Source organism: Candidatus Venteria ishoeyi (assembly GCF_030378065.1).
Taxonomy (GTDB): Bacteria; Pseudomonadota; Gammaproteobacteria; order Beggiatoales; family Beggiatoaceae; genus Venteria; species Venteria ishoeyi.
In genome coordinates this window covers 1-17715 of the sequence record NZ_JAUCGJ010000023.1, presented here as the reverse complement: position 1 = coordinate 17715, position 17715 = coordinate 1, and the positions used below count along the sequence as shown (strand labels likewise).

Annotated in this window: 19 protein-coding genes; 9 read left to right on the top strand and 10 right to left on the bottom strand. The window is 44.2% G+C overall.

The features are described from left to right. The 5 genes from nadA to sbcB form a co-directional block, all read right to left on the bottom strand. A complete protein-coding gene (gene nadA / locus QUF61_RS09455; protein WP_286019564.1) occupies nucleotides 1-1050 on the bottom strand; it encodes a quinolinate synthase NadA in 1050 nt (349 codons plus the stop codon). A gap of 96 nt (nucleotides 1051-1146) precedes the next feature. Next, on the bottom strand, nucleotides 1147-2778 hold the full coding sequence (locus QUF61_RS09450; RefSeq protein ID WP_289681449.1) for a M14 family metallopeptidase: 1632 nt from the start codon (nucleotides 2776-2778) through the stop codon (nucleotides 1147-1149). Beyond that, nucleotides 2759-3241, bottom strand: coding sequence for a single-stranded DNA-binding protein (gene ssb / locus QUF61_RS09445; RefSeq protein ID WP_289681448.1), 483 nt, complete (start codon nucleotides 3239-3241; stop codon nucleotides 2759-2761). Before ssb ends, QUF61_RS09450 begins: the two co-directional genes overlap by 20 nt. Before the next feature lie 48 nt (nucleotides 3242-3289). Further along, complete coding sequence (locus QUF61_RS09440) at nucleotides 3290-4651, bottom strand: MFS transporter (protein ID WP_286019563.1); 1362 nt, start codon at nucleotides 4649-4651, stop codon at nucleotides 3290-3292. A gap of 55 nt (nucleotides 4652-4706) precedes the next feature. Then, nucleotides 4707-6152, bottom strand: coding sequence for an exodeoxyribonuclease I (gene sbcB, locus QUF61_RS09435; protein ID WP_289681447.1), 1446 nt, complete (start codon nucleotides 6150-6152; stop codon nucleotides 4707-4709). Nucleotides 6153-6274: 122 nt separating this feature from the next. Between sbcB and QUF61_RS09430 the strand changes: the two genes are divergently transcribed. Continuing rightward, a complete protein-coding gene (locus QUF61_RS09430; protein WP_289681446.1) occupies nucleotides 6275-6436 on the top strand; it encodes a hypothetical protein in 162 nt (53 codons plus the stop codon). Nucleotides 6437-6469: 33 nt separating this feature from the next. Here the strand turns inward: QUF61_RS09430 and queC are convergent, their stop codons facing one another. Together queC and queF are read right to left on the bottom strand one after the other, a co-directional pair. After that, nucleotides 6470-7174: a 7-cyano-7-deazaguanine synthase QueC gene (queC, locus tag QUF61_RS09425; RefSeq protein ID WP_103922111.1), complete on the bottom strand. Its 705-nt coding sequence runs from the start codon at nucleotides 7172-7174 to the stop codon at nucleotides 6470-6472. Then, complete coding sequence (queF, locus tag QUF61_RS09420) at nucleotides 7171-7560, bottom strand: preQ(1) synthase (RefSeq protein WP_103922110.1); 390 nt, start codon at nucleotides 7558-7560, stop codon at nucleotides 7171-7173. The genes queC and queF overlap by 4 nt, the downstream gene beginning before the upstream one ends. Before the next feature lie 238 nt (nucleotides 7561-7798). On the opposite strand from queF, the gene ppa reads away from it, so the two are divergent. Further along, entirely contained in the window at nucleotides 7799-8347 is a 549-nt protein-coding gene (ppa, locus tag QUF61_RS09415) for an inorganic diphosphatase (protein ID WP_103922109.1), read from the top strand. 9 nt (nucleotides 8348-8356) lie between these two features. Further along, nucleotides 8357-8878, top strand: coding sequence for a metallophosphoesterase family protein (locus tag QUF61_RS09410; protein ID WP_103922108.1), 522 nt, complete (start codon nucleotides 8357-8359; stop codon nucleotides 8876-8878). Here the strand turns inward: QUF61_RS09410 and QUF61_RS09405 are convergent. After that, nucleotides 8851-9312, bottom strand: a complete 462-nt coding sequence (locus QUF61_RS09405; RefSeq protein ID WP_289681445.1) for a pilin — start codon at nucleotides 9310-9312, stop codon at nucleotides 8851-8853. The two genes, QUF61_RS09410 and QUF61_RS09405, sit on opposite strands and share 28 nt — an antisense overlap. A gap of 193 nt (nucleotides 9313-9505) precedes the next feature. Beyond that, on the bottom strand, nucleotides 9506-9919 hold the full coding sequence (locus tag QUF61_RS09400; protein WP_103922107.1) for a sirohydrochlorin chelatase: 414 nt from the start codon (nucleotides 9917-9919) through the stop codon (nucleotides 9506-9508). A 224-nt stretch (nucleotides 9920-10143) separates the two neighbouring features. Between QUF61_RS09400 and lpoB the strand changes: the two genes are divergently transcribed. From lpoB to QUF61_RS09375, 5 genes are all read left to right on the top strand, one after another. Beyond that, on the top strand, nucleotides 10144-10734 hold the full coding sequence (lpoB, locus tag QUF61_RS09395) for a penicillin-binding protein activator LpoB (protein ID WP_289681444.1): 591 nt from the start codon (nucleotides 10144-10146) through the stop codon (nucleotides 10732-10734). A gap of 58 nt (nucleotides 10735-10792) precedes the next feature. Continuing rightward, nucleotides 10793-11974, top strand: coding sequence for an aspartyl protease family protein (locus tag QUF61_RS09390; protein ID WP_103922105.1), 1182 nt, complete (start codon nucleotides 10793-10795; stop codon nucleotides 11972-11974). A gap of 76 nt (nucleotides 11975-12050) precedes the next feature. Continuing rightward, nucleotides 12051-12944: a DsbC family protein gene (locus QUF61_RS09385; protein ID WP_289681443.1), complete on the top strand. Its 894-nt coding sequence runs from the start codon at nucleotides 12051-12053 to the stop codon at nucleotides 12942-12944. A 45-nt stretch (nucleotides 12945-12989) separates the two neighbouring features. Further along, on the top strand, nucleotides 12990-14843 hold the full coding sequence (locus QUF61_RS09380) for an ABC transporter ATP-binding protein (protein WP_103922103.1): 1854 nt from the start codon (nucleotides 12990-12992) through the stop codon (nucleotides 14841-14843). A 219-nt stretch (nucleotides 14844-15062) separates the two neighbouring features. Next, nucleotides 15063-15635, top strand: a complete 573-nt coding sequence (locus QUF61_RS09375; RefSeq protein ID WP_289681442.1) for a Uma2 family endonuclease — start codon at nucleotides 15063-15065, stop codon at nucleotides 15633-15635. 137 nt (nucleotides 15636-15772) lie between these two features. On the opposite strand, the gene ubiA is transcribed toward QUF61_RS09375, so the two are convergent. Beyond that, a complete protein-coding gene (ubiA, locus tag QUF61_RS09370; RefSeq protein WP_103922101.1) occupies nucleotides 15773-16657 on the bottom strand; it encodes a 4-hydroxybenzoate octaprenyltransferase in 885 nt (294 codons plus the stop codon). 86 nt (nucleotides 16658-16743) lie between these two features. On the opposite strand from ubiA, the gene QUF61_RS09365 reads away from it, so the two are divergent. Continuing rightward, the gene (locus QUF61_RS09365) at nucleotides 16744-17391 is read left to right on the top strand and encodes a DUF1318 domain-containing protein (RefSeq protein WP_103922100.1); all 648 of its coding nucleotides are present in this window, start codon (nucleotides 16744-16746) and stop codon (nucleotides 17389-17391) included. The last annotated feature ends 324 nt before the right edge of the window (nucleotides 17392-17715 follow it).

The following is a 17715-nucleotide window of genomic DNA, read 5'->3' as shown; positions in this document are numbered from 1 at the left end:
CTAACCCTGGCGTGCAAAATCAAGCATACGTTGTAGCGGAACCATCGCTTGTTGACCAATGACGGGATCGACTAGAATCTCATTATTGCCAGATTCCAGTGTCGTGGCTAAGTTATCCAGTCCATTCATGGCCATCCACGGGCAATGTGCACAACTGCGACAAGTCGCGCCTTCCCCCATTGTTGGTGCTTCGATAAAAGTTTTTTCTGGTGCTGCCTGAGACATTTTATAGAAAATCCCCTTATCTGTCGCGACAATAAATATTGGATTTGGCATTTGTTGCGCAGCATTAATCAATTGCGTGGTCGAACCCACCACATCAGCCAGTGCAATAATGCTGGCAGGTGATTCTGGATGTACCAGCACGCCAGCTTCAGGATGTTTTTCTTTTAACATTTCCAGTGCCTGCGTTTTAAATTCCTCATGTACAACGCAAGACCCTTGCCAACATAACATATCCACGCCCGTCACCTGTTCTACATAATTTCCCAGATAACGATCCGGAGCCCAGAGAATTTTTTTACCCTGTGCTGCCAGATGTTCTGCAACTTTGACTGCAATACTGGAAGTCACCACCCAATCTGCCCGCGCTTTCACTGCCGCAGAGGTGTTGGCATACACCACAACCGTGCGTTCCGGGTGCAGATCGCAAAATTTGCTAAATGATTCTGCCGGGCAAGCCAAATCCAGAGAACAGGTGGCTTCCAGCGTTGGCATTAATACCCTTTTTTCAGGGCTGAGAATTTTTGCAGTCTCCCCCATAAAACGTACACCGCAAACCACCAGTGTGGTGGCTTCATGCTCCTTGCCAAAACGCGCCATTTCCAGAGAATCTGCAATATAACCACCACTTTCTTCAGCCAGAGATTGAATGTCCGGATCTGTATAATAATGTGCGACCATTACTGCATTTTCCCGTTTCAGCAAATCCCGGATGCGCGCTTTTAAGGCATTTTTTTCTGGAACAGTCATCAACGCTGGCATAGATGTCGCTGGTACATCAAAAAGGGGGATATTCATCACGTTCATTTGTGTTGTATTTGCATTCATGGCTAAAACTCCTGTCTACTTAGTTGCATTCCTGTACTTACTAGTATAATACAAATTAAGTCCACTGTATTTGGTATTCTAAAAAATTTAGCAAGCTTACGGACAATAAGCCCTGGTCGTTAATTTAAGTGCAGCTTCCCCCAGTTGGAGCCACTGGGTACAGCTTAAACGCGGAGACGCGGTTTCCACAAAAGCTTGCAAAGCCACGCCTGAAATACCGCTGGGTAAAGGCTCTGGCATATTAAGCAGCCAACTGATTTGTCCATTCTCATCGCTCATACCCTGTAATAAAGGATGGGCTGGCAAGGATAAATACACCTGCCCCAAAATACCAGGAATGGATAAGTGGTTTTCTGCCTGCAATGCGCAATAAACCGTCACTGGCGTATTGGCGTGGGTATTAACCTGAATATTTAAGGCTTCAGCGGCAATGCTGCTACCTTGTACTGATAAAATGGGTGGCACATAAAGGGGGATTTCTAAAGCTGTCAGCAAACCTGGCAACAATTGTTGAAACAAGGGTAAAATACGTTCAGGTTCTGGCCAGAAACCATCTGCCTGCGTGCCAACTTCCACGGTATATACCAGCGTGCCATAGGTATCGTATAAATAATCATCCGTAGCACCATTACTGGAACCAAATAAATTCCAGGCACTGTCAACCCGGTAGTGATTATCTTGCGTCATGAGTGCAGCCTGTTCACGAAACCAGATCTCATCGACAATGGGGGCAGGCTGAAATCCCCAGGGAAACATCCAGTATTCGCCATAACTGTGCAGGCTCAAAGCCAACTGTGGATGTTGTTGTGACCAGAGTTGCGCCAAAGCAGCAGTTTCCGGCTCGGAAAACGCCATTTCGCCACGATATTGCGTACTTTGTGGATTACCGCTGGAACCCGCCCAGGCATCACCCCAGGCGGTGGCATAATTGCGGTTTAAATCGACCCCAAAACTACCATCAGCATTAGCGCTGCGGTTTTTTCGCCACAAACCACCACCCTGTGGTGCAATTTGTTGGTTATACGCATAACCATCGGGATTCACGCAAGGCATTAACAACAGATTGCGATTATTCAGCAAGTCCTGAATCTGACTGTCCTGCGCATAGGCAGTAGCCAGATAATCTGCCAGTTGCAGCAGTATTTCCCCCGTAATCACCTCACGCGCATGATGCAGCCCATCCATCCATACCGTAGGTTCTTCGGCTTCATACTGCTGCGGATTATCCGAGAGCCTTAGCACCCATAAAGGCCGTCCCTCATGACTATATCCCGCGATAAAAGCATGAATTAAATGCGGATAGCTTGCTGCCAGACGACTGATTTCTGCATCCAGTTCTTCAATGGTGCGAAACCCTGCCATAGAACCCACGCCCAGAGGCATATTACTACGCCGCTGCGCGCTGCTTGCGCGTTGTTGATAATAGTGGCTTAAGTTCTGAATTTTCAGTTGCACATCAAAACCAGCATTGAGCAATGCCTGCTGGGTTGTTGTGTCTGCATAAATATCAACCAGCCCTGAAGGCTGGCGACGGACATCATCAACAAGCTGACTAAGCTGCTGCCATTGCTGTGGATTGTTGATTTGCACCTGTAACCAATGCTTGATTGGTAAATCAGAGGGTGCGGCTATTGCGAGCAGTGGTATGCCAAATAATAAAAAAACAAGCAAGCAGTAGTGCTTGTTTTTAATCATTTTTATACGCCCATTAAAAAGGAATATCATCATCAAAATCCTGCGCGGGTGGTGTGCTGCCACTGGGTGGTGCCACGCTGGTGGTTGCAGGTGCCGGCGCTGCGGGTGCTGGCGCTGATTGAGGGCTGGCAGCAGGAGGGGTATACCCCACATTATCACCTCGCGCATCCAGCATTTGCATTTCATGGGCAATGATTTCGGTAGTCCAACGATCCGCACCACTTTGATCCTGCCATTTTCGGGTTTGCAAACGACCTTCGATATAAACCTGACTGCCTTTACGCAGATATTCTCCGACAATTTCTGCAAGTCGGCTAAAAAATACTATGCGATGCCATTCTGTGCGTTCCTGCTTCTCCCCACTTTGTTTATCCGTCCAGACATCATTTGTAGCAAGTGTGATATTTGCCATTGCAGAACCGCTTGCCGTGTAACGCACTTCCGGGTCTTTACCTATGCGTCCAATTAAAATAACCTTGTTTACGCCTCTTGCCATGTTTTATATACTCCTGATTTTTTAGAAAAATTAAAGATTTTTCTAAAGTTAAACTGAATAAGCGTCCAGTGCTGAAAAATTGAGTTTTTTAGAATCAATTTTCAAATATGCAACTTCATCTTCGCAAATGACCACCGCTTGCGCAACACCTTCTATCGCTATCAGTTGTTGATGCAAAACTGTGGCCTCTTGCGTGTTCATTGGTGCAATTTTCAGCAGATAACTGGTGAAATAAGTGGGTTGCCTCATAGTAACAGCCAGCAGCAGCCAAATCAGATTAATCCCTGCGCAAAACCAGAACACGGCGGCAAAACCGCTGTGGTGATACAACCAGCCACCACAAAGACCACCGATAAAAGCCCCAAGAAACTGGCTGGTGGAATACATGCCCATTGCCGTGCCTTTGTTATCCGGCGGCGCAATTTTACTGACCAGCGAAGGCAAAATGGATTCCAGCACATTAAAGGCGGTAAAAAACAGCCACAATAAAAGACCCATAACCCATAAGTCATTATGGAATCCTGAAAATGCCAGGCTAGTTACTGTCAGCAGCGCAATCATGGCACTGAATACCAGTTTGATATGGCGATATTTTTCGGCGTAAATCACCAATGGTATTAAACTAATAATGGATAATAACATCACGGGCAAATAGACTTTCCAATGCTCGGCAACAGCCAGCCCGACATTGTTATGCAAAGCCAGTGGAAATACGACAAATAAGGCTGTTAATTGTGCGTGTAAAGTTAAAATACCGACATCCAGACGCAATAACTGTGCATCTTTTAAGACCTGCCCCAGTTGTGCAGGTACGGTTTCCGCATCACGATGTACCCGCGTGTGCAGCGGCGTAGGCACTACCCAGATGACGATGCCGATACCGCCAATCGCGCCAGCGGCAATCAACCAGAAAATACCCGGCACGCCTATCCATTGGTTAATAATCGGGCCGGCAATCATCGCCAGCAAAAATGCCATGCCTATGCTCATGCCGATTGTTGCCATCGCTTTCATGCGATGTTCTTCGCGGGTGAGATCGGCGGTTAAAGCCATCAATGCAGCGGCAATCGCGCCTGCACCCTGCAAGCCGCGCCCTACAATAATCATCCAGATGTCTTGCGCCTGTGCCGCCACCACGCTACCCAGCGCAAAAATTAATAAACCACCGATAATAACGGGTTTGCGTCCAATGCGATCAGATAACAGACCAAAGGGAATTTGCAACAGACCTTGGGTCAGGCCATAGATGCCAATCGCCAAACCGATTAAAGTGGGTGTTACATCAGGTAGTTGCTGCGCATATAAGGAAAAAACCGGCAAAATCATAAACAGCCCAAGCATACGCAAGGCCATAATGCCGCTTAATGCGGTGCTTGCCCGTTTTTCTATGGGCGTCATGTTGGTATCCATGGTCTGGAAAAATCATCCTTTTTGATAAAAAAAGCGGCAGTATAACAGACTCCTATTAGACAGGATTTACAATTATTTCAGCATAAGCTTTCAGGTCGCTCAATAGCTGTTTTTTTGCTTTGGAGAGTGTGGAATCTGCTTGTTGTTGTGCCAGTTCTGTTTGATATTGCTCATAATTCAAGCTGGCACTACCATCAGCTTCTGTCAGACGTCGGCTGCGATAAATTTCCCAGCGTGCACGTTCAGTTGGGTTCAGGGTTTCCGGATAATTGCGGGCGCGGTAGCGAAACAGCATTTCCGGCAGGCGTTTGTCTGCAAAATCAGGTGATGCTGTTGCCAGTTTTTGTGGTGACAGGCGGCGTACTTTTTCCAGTTGGCGTTTATCCTGCGAGCTGAGAAAACCACCGCTGTAAATCATGAGGTCTGGATCGCTTGGGGCTTCAAATTCATGGCTTGCAAATACTTGTTGTAATTTACTTTTTAATGTTGCGCTCGCTTCTTGTAACTGCTCGGCATGGCGTTGGCATTGTTGCATATCCAGTTGAATGCGCTCAGCATTGCCTTCGCGTAAGACATTCAGCGGAGCCAATACCGGACATTTATTGCTGTGCACGGTTTTCAAGGCGATATGCGGGCTGTCTTCCGGCAAATCAGCTTTGCGGGTAAACAATAGTGTGGTAATTTTTTCTGCATCCAGCTCAAATAAAGGCGCGGGATCATAACGTAAATCCCAGCAGATAATCTGGGTGCGGATGCTGGGATGGGCACATAATGGGATGATCATGGTAGTGCAGCCATATTCCGCCGGAAACATGCGCGAAGTATGCAACACGGGTTTTTGCTCATGCAAGTCCAGTAAGTTTGCGACAGCAGTTTTGCCACGATTATCAAATACCCATTGGTATAAACGCGGCTGCCGAGTTTTAATCAGTTTAGCCAGTTCTATGGTGGCCTTGACATCCACCAAAGCATCATGCGCGCCTTCCTGCACAATGCCATTAGCTGCGGTTAAGTGCTCCAGCCTGAAACTGGGCTTTCCGTCTTCACGCAAGGGCCATTCAAAACCTTCCGGGCGCAGGGCGTAGGTCAGGCGCACCATGTCGATTAAATCCCAGCGCGAGTTGCCATTTTGATATTCCCGGGTGTAGGGATCAAACAAGTTGCGGTATAAGGTATTGCGCGTGACTTCATCATCAAAACGCAGGCTGTTATAACCCAGGCCACAGGTGCCAGGTTGACTGAATTCGGCATGAATACGGCTGATAAAGTCTGCTTCACACAGCCCTTTTTCCAGACAGATTTGCGGGGTAATACCGGTTAATAAACACGCCCCCGGTTCCGGCAGAAAATCATTGGCGGGTTTGCAATACACCATCAAAGGCGCACCGATAATATTAAAATCCATATCGGTACGAATGCCGGCAAATTGCGCTGGCCTGTCCCGCTGTGGGCTGCGACCAAAGGTTTCATAATCGTGCCAGTAAAAAGTTTGGGATGTCATTTCGTTTTTCCGTTATTTTAAGGTAACTCGCAGCGAATACCCCTCCATTTCGCTGGTCTTTTTACCCGTTTTCCGCGTTGTAAAAACCGTTACATAGCTCACTATGCGCCGGTTTTCACGCCTTGAAAACAGATAAAAATCCTGCGCGCTACGGGGGTGTTATTTCTTGTGAGTTACCTAACCTGGATTTGATGAAACTTAGCACTTTATGGTTATCAGTTGCCAATAAGCAGTTGACAACACCTGAAATTTCTAAAAATATAACCGTAAACCGTAAACCGTAAACCGTAAACCGTAAACCGTAAACCGTAAACCGTTTAGGATAATAGCGGATCGCTCAGACCTAATTGTTTAAAACCGCGCTGACGCAGGCGGCAGGCTTCACATTCCCCGCAGGGTTTGCCATCTGCTTGTGGCGCATAGCAGGTGCTGGTTTGTCCGTAGTCCACGCCCAATTCCAACCCTTGTTGAATAATTTGCGCTTTGCTGAGCTTAATCAGCGGGGTATGAATTTTCAGCGGCATCCCACTTTCAGTACCCAGGCGCGTTGCCAGGTTCGCCATATGTTCAAAGGCTGCAATATAATCCGGGCGGCAATCAGGATAACCACTGAAATCCAGTGCATTAACGCCAATAAAAATATCCTGGGCCGGTAAGACCTCCGCCCATGCCAAGGCATAGGATAAAAAGATGGTATTGCGTGCAGGCACGTAAGTAATGGGGATTTTTTGCCCAATCTGCTGCGCGGCAGCAGTTTTCGGTACCTCAATATCATCAGTAAGTGCAGAGCCGCCAAATAAAGCCAAGTCTAACTGAGCAGTGCGATGCTCCACGACATTTTGCTGTTTGGCAATGTGTCTGGCGCATTCCAGTTCCTGTTGATGACGTTGCCCATAAGAAAAAGATAAGGCGTACACCTGAAAGCCCTGTACTTTTGCAATGGCTAACACGGTTGTAGAATCCAGGCCACCACTGAGCAAAACAATGGCATTTTTGCCTGTTGCGCTGACTTCGTGGCTCATGGTAATTGCACAACGGGCGCTGCTTGCCAATTTGGCGCGTGGTGTTCCACCACAACACTGGTATAAACGCCGCCACGCACGTTAAATTCTGAGCGCAGACGCATAAAACGTGGCTGACAGGCTGCGACCAAATCCTGCAAAATTTGATTGCTCACCGCTTCATGAAACGCACCTTCATCGCGGTAAGACCAGATATAATTTTTCAGCGCTTTAAGTTCCACGCACAGCGCATCCGGTACATATTCCAGATGCAGTTCTGCAAAGTCAGGTTGTCCGGTTTTTGGACATAAGCAGGTAAACTCCGGCATACGAATACGGATGGTATAGTCTCGATCAGTTTGAGGATTGTCAAAGGTTTCCAGGGCTTTGGAAGGGGTTGAGGGCATACCAGACTCCGTTGTTAATAATAATCAAAAAATATTTTTGGCAAATCAGCCAAAAATCAGCGTGGCGTAAAACGCGGTTTTTTGTACCTTAAAGCACATTGTGAAGCTTTTGGGTAACGCCAGATTTTAACAAGCTGCATTTAATACGGCAAAAAAATTATTAATAATTGTTTCATATGGCTGGTATGACTGGCATAATGAAGGGCTTTTGTTTTTTCAGGATGAGGGGTATTGCGTTATGAATTTAGATCGAGTCAGTCCAGGAAAACTGGTACCAGAAGAAGTTAATGTCATTATTGAAATACCCGCGCACAGCGATCCAGTAAAATATGAAGTGGATCACGATACTGGCGCGATGTATGTTGATCGTTTTATGAATGCCGCCATGCATTATCCTTGTAATTATGGTTATATTCCCCATACCCTCTCTGAAGACGGTGATCCGGTTGATGTACTGGTATTAACCCCCATTCCTGTTATCAGTGGTTCCGTTATTACCTGCCGCCCTTTAGCCGTATTGAAAATGACGGATGAATCCGGGCCTGATGCTAAAATTTTAGCTGTGCCGATTGATAAGGTTTGTACAGATTATCGTGGCGTTAAAACAATTGATGACCTGCCGGAAACCTTGTTAAAGCGCATTGCCCACTTTTTTAATCATTATAAAGATATTGAAAATAACAAATGGGTTGAAATTCAAGGCTGGGATGGGCTGGATGTGGCAAAACAGGAAATTTTAGCCAGTCTGGAACGTTTTCAGAAAACGCCAGAAAAACCACATTTTTAAGGGCATTTAATGCGTATTTGTATTCTTTCCGACAGCCATGACAATATCCCCGTGCTATGTGCAGCAGTTGCCAGCGCCAAAGCACAGGGCGCGGAAGCTGTGTTGCATTGTGGCGATGTGGTTGCACCAAGTACGCTGGCAAAAATTCAAAAATTTGAATTACCCGTTCATGTGATTCACGGCAATAATACCGGGGATTTGTATGCTTTATCCAGGCTGTCTCATAAAACAGACAGCCTGATTCACTATTATGGGCAGGATGCCTCGCTAGAACTTGCCGGACAACGCATTTTCCTTGTACATTATCCCCATTACGCCAAAGCCATGGCTGTGACCGGGGACTATGATTTAGTTTGCTGCGGACATAACCACCGTGCAGAAATCCGTAGCATTGAAACTATCAAGGCAGGCACCTGCATATTATGTAATCCAGGTACGGTAGGTGGTATAGGTGCTCAAGCTACTTTTGTGTTGGCTGACCTGGAAAATATGCACCTTGATATTCAATCTTTACAGGCAGAGGGTAAATAACGGTAATCCAATGCTTCATTAGCATCAATATCTTCCACGGTACAATCCCAGTCACGCGCTCCTGGCAGGTAAATCATTCTGACTTTCTTGCCACCAATGCTTGTAGAAGAATCACCCCGCATTGTCGCTTCCGCATAATAAACGTTTTTACTATCCTTAACATATTTTCCTGATACAATACTTGTGGTGTATTTACCTTGCCCTTTAGCGCCAACCGTCTCAATACTGGGCCAGGTTCCGCGCTCGATTAAATACTCCTGCAAGGGTATGCGTACGCCGGATAAGAGCTGCATCGCCTCAGAGACCTTACCACGATCAATATAATCCCGGTAAATAGGAATAGCAATACTGGCTAGTACACCAATTACTGCAACAACAACCATTAATTCGACAATCGTAAATCCTGTTGGTATTTTTTTCATATATTGTTTCATCAGGGCTCTCCAAAACACTAATTGATATTTTATTAACTATTTTGCGTTTCAAAGCGCATATAACATGCCAGCCATTACTTTATTGTAAATTACTGATAATAAAAGAGTCTATCTGGTATTTTTTATGCCTTTTCTCATTTCAATAAAAAACATTGTTGACTTTCAACAGAATCTGCTCAAAATCAACAGGTGTCTAACATATATTTTCAGGCTTTTGTGTGCTTGATAGGCTGGCATTTATGCGTTTAATGGTTAGTTGCGCCAACACTTCTGGAATGGCCGTGGCAGCGCCCAAGTGCGGTATAATCTGAATGTCCACATCAGGATACAGTGCTTGTACTTCTTTGATGATAGCTGGAATATCTGTACTGACATGTCGACCCGCAGAAAGAAAATAAGGTAACACCGTTACTTGTTGAGTACCTGTTTCAATACAGTGCTTGAGTCCTTCAGCAATAGAGGGGGATGCCAGCTCCAAAAAAGCGCAATACACCTCAATGTCTGGTTTATTCAATTGTTGCTGCAATTGCATGGCAACATGCCGAACTTCATCATTGGAGCTTTCACGTCGGCTCCCGTGAGCGACGAGTAACAGACTATTGGACATTTTTTTAATCTTCAGGTTATATAATAAATAAACAGATACGGCACCGACAATCCCAGATACATGAGGCTACCACAAAAAAATACAAGTTAAATATTCTGGCTATTTGGTGAAAATGCCACAAAATCTTACGTCAAACTCAGATTAACTTATTTTTTTGTACCTTAAAGTACAAAAAAATAAGCTTTAATTTCACTTTCTGCTCATTACCTTAGAGGTACACAGATATGCGTTTTTTTTATTCCTTGCTCTTGACCTGCGCGATAATGTTAAGTGGCTGTACCAGCACAGTGCAATATGGCGATCCTACAGCGGTGGAAACCGTGGATATTCAATTTGGCTCCACTGATTTACAACAAATTGCTGCTAAAATGGTGGATTCACTATTGACATTTCCAGTGGTGCAACAAATAACAACACAGCAACGCCCGGTTTTATTTGTTGATACCGTGCGCAATAAAACCACTGAGCATATTGACATGGAATCCATTACCGACAGCATTGTGAATAAATTGCTGCGTTCCGGTAAATTTCAGTTTCTTGATAAAGCAAGCCGTGATGCCGTCCGCAAAGAACTGGCTTATCAGCATGGCGGCGGCATGGTCAATATCAATACCGCTACACCTAAAATGCGTCAACTTGGTGCGCAATATATGATACACGGCAATCTCAGCAGCATTACTAAAGGCAGCAAAAGTACCCGCGATGTTTATTATAAATTCACCCTAAAACTGATTGATTTGGAAACCGGCCTGCTCACCTGGCAGGATGAAAAAGAAATTCGTAAAAATATCAAACGTACTATTTTTGGTCTGTAATAAAATTTTTCAGCGTGCTGCGCTGAAAAATTTTATATATAACGATGATTGAAGGCTTATGATTCAAAAATACCTCACCCGTTTAGTTTTATTTATTTTATTGTTCAGTACCACAGTATCTGCAACTGAACCCGTTTTTGAGCATCAGTTTATTACCCATAGCAATGGTATTTTTGTACCCGTGCAGTTACAAGGCAAAGAATACCTGTTTCTGCTTGACAGTGGTTCCACGCTGGTGGTGCTGGATGAAAGCTTGAAACCTTTGCTGGGAGAAAAACTAGCACTTGAGGCAGTTGCAAAACAACTGGGCAGCACAGTGGATAAGCTGAAAGCCAAAACCCCAACCGGAGAAATCGACCTCGACTATTACCCGGCAAGCCCCATGCAATTAGGTAAACTGGAAATTGCCAACCCCTATCCTTACAGCACCTTGGATTTGGAAAGTCTCTGGCCTTTTGTGGGGATTGAATTTCATGGTTTACTAGGCAGCGCCTTCTTGCATCAGTATCGTTGGGAATTGGATTTTGAAAAGCACCGCATTCGTGCTTTTTCCGCCAAAGAAAAACCACCGGCATTTGCTGCGGATGTGACATTACCCATACGCTGGTCTGCAAGAAAACGTCCACAAGTACCGGTTGAGTTATTAGGTTCAAAATTAGCTTTTGTACTGGATACCGGTGATCTGGGTACGGGACAAATGCGGCAATTACTGATTGGGCAATTAAAACAACAAAACCTTATCGCCTCTAAAAAATCATCAGAAGTTGTCACCTTAAATGGGCGCAGTGAAACCCGTGATATTCGCCTGAAAAACTTGAAACTTGGGACATTGGCATATCAAAACCTGGTTTTTTCTGAAACCGAAGAAAATGCACTGGGTATTGGTTTTCTCCGGCGGCACCATGTTTTACTGGATTTTCCTAACTTACAAATTCGATTAAAAAAATGTGAACATTGTGAGCAGCGTGATGAAGCGAATAAATCAGGTATGCGCCTGGTTGCGCATCATGACAAACTCTGGGTATTTGATGTCAAACCGGGTACAGCTGCCAGTCAAGCCGATATCAAAGCCAGTGATCAGCTATTACAAGTCAATGCTAAAAGTGTCACAACTAAAGATTTGTTTTGGGTACGCAGGCAGTTGCGCGGAAAAACAGGCAGCCCGTTTCAGTTGCAATTACAACGTGGCGAAGACATAAAATTGGTTAACTTTGTATTGGATGCCGATCCACTGCCTTAGGAATTGAGTTGAATTGCCTGGAGCTAAATGCTAACGTTTTACAACCCACATAAAAATAAAATTTGAGCACATATCCATGATAGTGATTCCAAACAATATGCGACAACAACAAAGCTGGCTGCAAAGCATAAGTTATCTTGGTGTCGTTATGGGTTTGCTGTTATTGCTGTTACATCCAGCCATCGTATCTGCCACCTCTCCACCACCTGCTTCTGAAGCCGTTAAAAGCGCATTATTGAAAAGTATTTATGCTTCGGGTCTGGTGCACTTTAAGGCCGAAGATCTGGAAGTACGCCCGGCGACAGACTTAATTGAAGCCTACGAAACCGTGGTAGGGCCTTATATTTTTCAAATTACGCAAGATGCCAGCATGTCAGTGCGTGATGATTTACTATTTAACGCAATAGCAGAAAAATTTTCTCCCGTACAATATGCGCAGGTGCGCCAGCAAACACTCCATTTGCTGGATGAAAAGGATATGATTATTTATCCGGAAATCGGTGAAAAACGTTATACTTTAACGGTTTTTATTGACATTAATTGTGAATTTTGCGCCATGCTACATAGAGATATTCCTAAGCTGCGTAAAGCGGGTATTCGGGTACGTTATCTGGCATTTCCCAAAAATGGCCTGGAAGGCATGGATTATGAACAGACTTTAGCCGTGTGGTGTGACAAAGATCGTAAACAAGCATTAAACGATGCCAGAGATGGGCTTTTATTAGACATACAAACCTGTGAGCATCCGGTTGATCAACAGTTTTTTTTAGGGGAAAGCCTGAAAATACTGGGTACACCCACTTTAATCTTTGAAGATGGCAATGTATTTACGGGCTATTTTTCATTTAAGGACTTACTTGAACGCTTAAAAAAACACAACCCTCTGCATAAGCAAACAGAGAAAGAGAGCAACAAGCTTGAACAACCCGTTGTTACCGATTCAACTTTTACACCGCGCACAGCAGAATAAAATTATTGTGTATTTTTTTCTTATTCGCCTGTTCTGGTTTCTTTAATGTCTTCAGCAACCAAGCTTACGCCTGATGATTCAGTCGATACGTCTCCCCATTTCAGCAAGCCGCAAGCGTGGCAATGGTCACATATCCTGCACATCGCGCTGCAACATAAAAAACCCTTATTACTGGCAAATCTTATTGCCATTTTTGCAACACTATTAAGTGTCCCCGTTCCCCTGCTGATTCCTTTATTACTGGATGAAGTTGTTTTAAAACAGCCCGGCGCGCTTGTCGCCTGGGTAGAGGTATTTTTTCCGGAAAGCTGGCATAGTGCAACGCTCTATATTGTGTTTATTACCGCTTTAACAGTGACCTTACGTTTTAGCGCAATGTTGCTGGGCGTTGCGCAAATGCGCCAATTTACCATCATTTCCAAAACCGTAGTCTACCGGATTCGCAAACAATTAATCGGCCATTTACAACAAGTAGCAATGAGCGAATATGAGCGCCTGGGCAGTGGCAAGCTCACCGCGCACCTGGTAACGGATTTAGACACCCTGGATAGTTTTATTGGCAGCAGTATCAGCAAACTACTGGTCGCCATATTCAGCATTATTGGCACCGCAATGGTATTGCTATGGTTAAACTGGCAACTGGCGCTGTTTATTTTATTGTTTAATCCCCTGGTGATTTACAGCACAACGGTATTAGGGCGTAAAGTCAAACACCTGAAAAAAAAGGAAAACAATGCTTATGCCTTGTTTCAGGAAACGCTGAGCGAAACCCTGGAAGGCATCCAGCAAATTCGTGCTTATAACCGTGAACAATATTATTTGCAACGTCTGGCGCGTAGTGCTAAAAAAATCAAGGATCACTCCATTGCCTATACCTGGAAAACCGATGCCGCCGCACGTTTTTCATTTAATATTTTTTTATTTGGTTTTGATACTTTCCGTGCTATCGGCCTGCTGATGATACTATTTTCCGATCTCACTATCGGGCAAATGATGGCAATTTTTGGTTATCTCTGGTTCATGCTCGGCCCCATACAGGAAGTATTAAATATTCAATACGAATATCATGCGGCAAAAGCAGCATTGCAGCGCGTGAACCAGTTATTTGAACTGCAATGGGAAAAGCATTATCCGCAGCAGCAAGACCCTTTTCAACATGATTCAGCGATTGCCATTCGTCTGGAAAATATTCATTTTGCCTATCACCCGGAACAACGTGCTGAGAATGAATGGACGCTACACAATGTATCATTAGATATCCGTGCGGGAGAAAAAGTTGCACTGGTGGGTGCCAGCGGTGCTGGTAAAACGACTTTGGCACAAATATTACTGGGTTTATACCCTATACAAAAAGGCCAAATTTATTTTAATGACACGCCTGTTACCGAAACCGGTTTTGAGGCAGTGCGTGAACAGATGGCTACGGTATTGCAACACCCTGCCATGTTTAATGACAGCCTGCGCATGAATTTAACACTGGGAAAACAGCATTCCGAAACCGCATTATGGGAAGCCTTGCGTATTGCGCAACTTGAAGATTTTGTCTTAGCCCTGCCCCAAGGATTGGAAACCATCTTAGGGCGTCATGGTATGCGCTTATCCGGCGGACAACAACAGCGCGTTGCCGTTGCGCGTATGGTATTAGCACAACCCAAAGCGGTTATTCTGGATGAAGCAACCTCTGCATTGGATGCTGATACAGAGCAGCGTTTACACCAAGCATTGCAGAATTATTTACAAGATAAAACCACCTTGATTATTGCCCATCGCCTCAGTGCCGTAAAACAAGCAGATCGTATCATTGTCTTTGAAGCGGGGCAGATCATTGAAACCGGCAGCCATCAGCAATTATTAGAAAAACGTGGTGTGTATACGCATCTGTATGCCAATCAGATCTAAACTAAGGAGTGAGGATGAAATAAATACAGAAACTGGGCGCAGGATTTTTATTCATTTTCAAGGCATGAAAACAGGCGCATAGCAAGCTATGTAACTGTTTTCACAACGCAGAAAATGGAGAAAAAGACCAGCCAAGTTGCTGAAGTTATAAAATTCTCACTCCTATGGACAATGGGCATTTTTGCTATACTCATAAACCGATGAAACAAAGGGGTGCAGATGCAGCAAGCTATCAAACAAAACACCACCCGCGAAAATTATCTGGCGTGGGAGGAACAAAGCAATCATAAGCACGAGTTCTTTCAAGGTGAAATTTTTGCCATGTCAGGCGGCAGCTTTAACCATGCGCGGCTATCTGTCAATATTTTATCCAGTTTAAGTCAGTCTTTGCGCGGTAAACCATGTCAGCCTATGAATAGTGACATGCGTATTCAAACGCCAACAGGACTGGATACTTACCCGGATGTTTCAGTATTTTGTGGTGAACCGGAATTAAGCGACCAGCAACGCACTTTACTGAATCCTGTTGTGATTTTTGAGATTTTATCCCCCAGCACCCGCGATTATGATCGAGGCGATAAATTTGCCTCATATCGCAGTATCACAACATTACATGACTATATTCTGGTTGATTCAGAAAATATCAGGGTGGAGCATTTCCGCCGTGCTGATAATAAGGAATGGGTGTTACATGAATACAACGAAACCAAAAGCAGCTTATTTCTACCGATAATGAATACAGACTTAACCCTGTTGGAAATTTATCAGGGTATTGTGTTTCCTGATATTTAACCTGAGTTATGCTTAACATTAGAAGAAATAAAAATGGGACTGGTTTTTGCTTGTGGTGTTGAGAGATTTTCGTCATCCCAGTTACTGCCTAATGCTAAATACTCCGGCGTGGCTTTATCAGCTACGCCGGAATTTTTTTATATTGAACTCAGATTGTAATGCCCCAGCAAAGCCAGAAAAATCATCATGCCCAACCAATGATTATTTAAAAATGCCTGAAAACAAGCACTGGCTTTACGTTGATGAATTAAATATTGTTGATACAAAGCAAATCCTGCGGCACCTGCCAGACACAGATAATAAATCAGATTGGCCTGTAAATAAAAAATACCCAGAACAACAAAAGAAATCAGCAGTGTTGTCTGTAATAAGCCGATAATCAGGCGGTCTGCGTTGCCAAACAAAATAGCAGTGGATTTCACCCCGATTTTTAAATCATCTTCTCTGTCAGTCATGGCATATTGCGTATCATAGGCCACTATCCATAATAAGGTACTGAAAAAAAGCCACCATGCAACATCAGGCACAGTAGCAGTTTGCGCGGCAAAAGCCATGGGAATTGCCCAGGAAAAAGCCGCGCCAAGAAAAACCTGCGGCAAATGCGTGAAGCGTTTCATAAACGGGTATAAGACGGCTAAAAATAGTGCGCCAAAAGATAATAAAATGGTGAATAAATTTTGGGTGAGTACCAGTAAAAAAGCCAGCACGATTAATATCACAAATACGGTCAGTGCTTCTTCTGTACTGATTGCGCCACTGGTCAGTGGTCGCTCACGAGTGCGACTGACTTTATTATCGATATGTCGATCTGCGTAATCATTAATCACGCAACCGGCAGAACGCATAATAATGACACCCAACACAAACACCAAAACAATGCCCCAGTCAGGCCGCCCCTCACCCGCTATCCACAAAGCCCATAAGGTTGGCCATAATAATAAATAAATACCAATGGGGCGATTGAGGCGAGTTAATAAATAATATTGATATAAATGCCTGCGTTTAAAACTTGGAAAAGACATTAAAACTTGTCCTTTTATCAAAACCAGTCGAAAATAGAAAATTGTCTGGACAAAAAATGGAAATCATCATAACAGGAGCCAAGCCCATGTTAAAACTGCCCCGATTAAAAATACAATTTTTGACGCTCGCCGTGCTGAGTTTATTGCTCGGCGCTTGTGTCACTATTAATGTCTATTTTCCCGCAGCTGCGGCTGAACGCGCTGCGGATACCTTGATTCGGGAAGTCTGGCAACAGCCAGAAAGTGAGCAAGCACCGCAAACTTCCGGGGAAAAATCCTCAACACCCCCTGAAAAACCTGCACCACAAAGTCATTTGCCCACCACGCCCACAGTAGCCATTCGTTTATTAGATTGGATGGTGACAGAAGCGCAAGCTGCGGATGTCTATTTTAGTGTTTCTACACCAAAAATCCAGCGTATTAAAAATAGTATGGCACAACGTTTTAAGACCTTGCGTCCTTATTTCAGTAAAGGTGCGTTGGGTTTAACACATGATGGCCTGCTTAGTATACGCAAGCCTAATGCAATTCCACTGCGTGATCGTAATCGTATTAAGAAAGCGGTAACAGCAGATAATCAGGATCGCATGGCTTTGTATCAAGCCATTGCCAATGCCAATAAACACCCGGAATGGATAGTGCAGATTCAGGATACTTTTTCCCAGCGCTGGATCAGCAATGCGCAACGCGGTTGGTGGTATCAGAATAATCTGGGGCAGTGGCGGCAAAAGTAAATTTCATTCAGTGCTAAAGACGCTGAATGAAATTTAGAAATAGCTGTAGTGCTAAATGGAGTGACATCGAGTTCAGCTTAAGTAAATTCTATACACTCGATGTTCAAATTATGGAACTCTAATATTCCAGTATAGTAAGCTCAGTATGCTAATTTGAACATCGAGATACAAGGCTTTTCACTTTTCACTGGGTGCTAATTCTATAAGATGTATTTTATAACCTATTGATTTATATGGAGTGGTATTTTTATATTTTATATTAAACATGAATTTTAGTGCTTAATATTAAAAACATGCCATTTCAAGTTATAAATTTGAGCATTC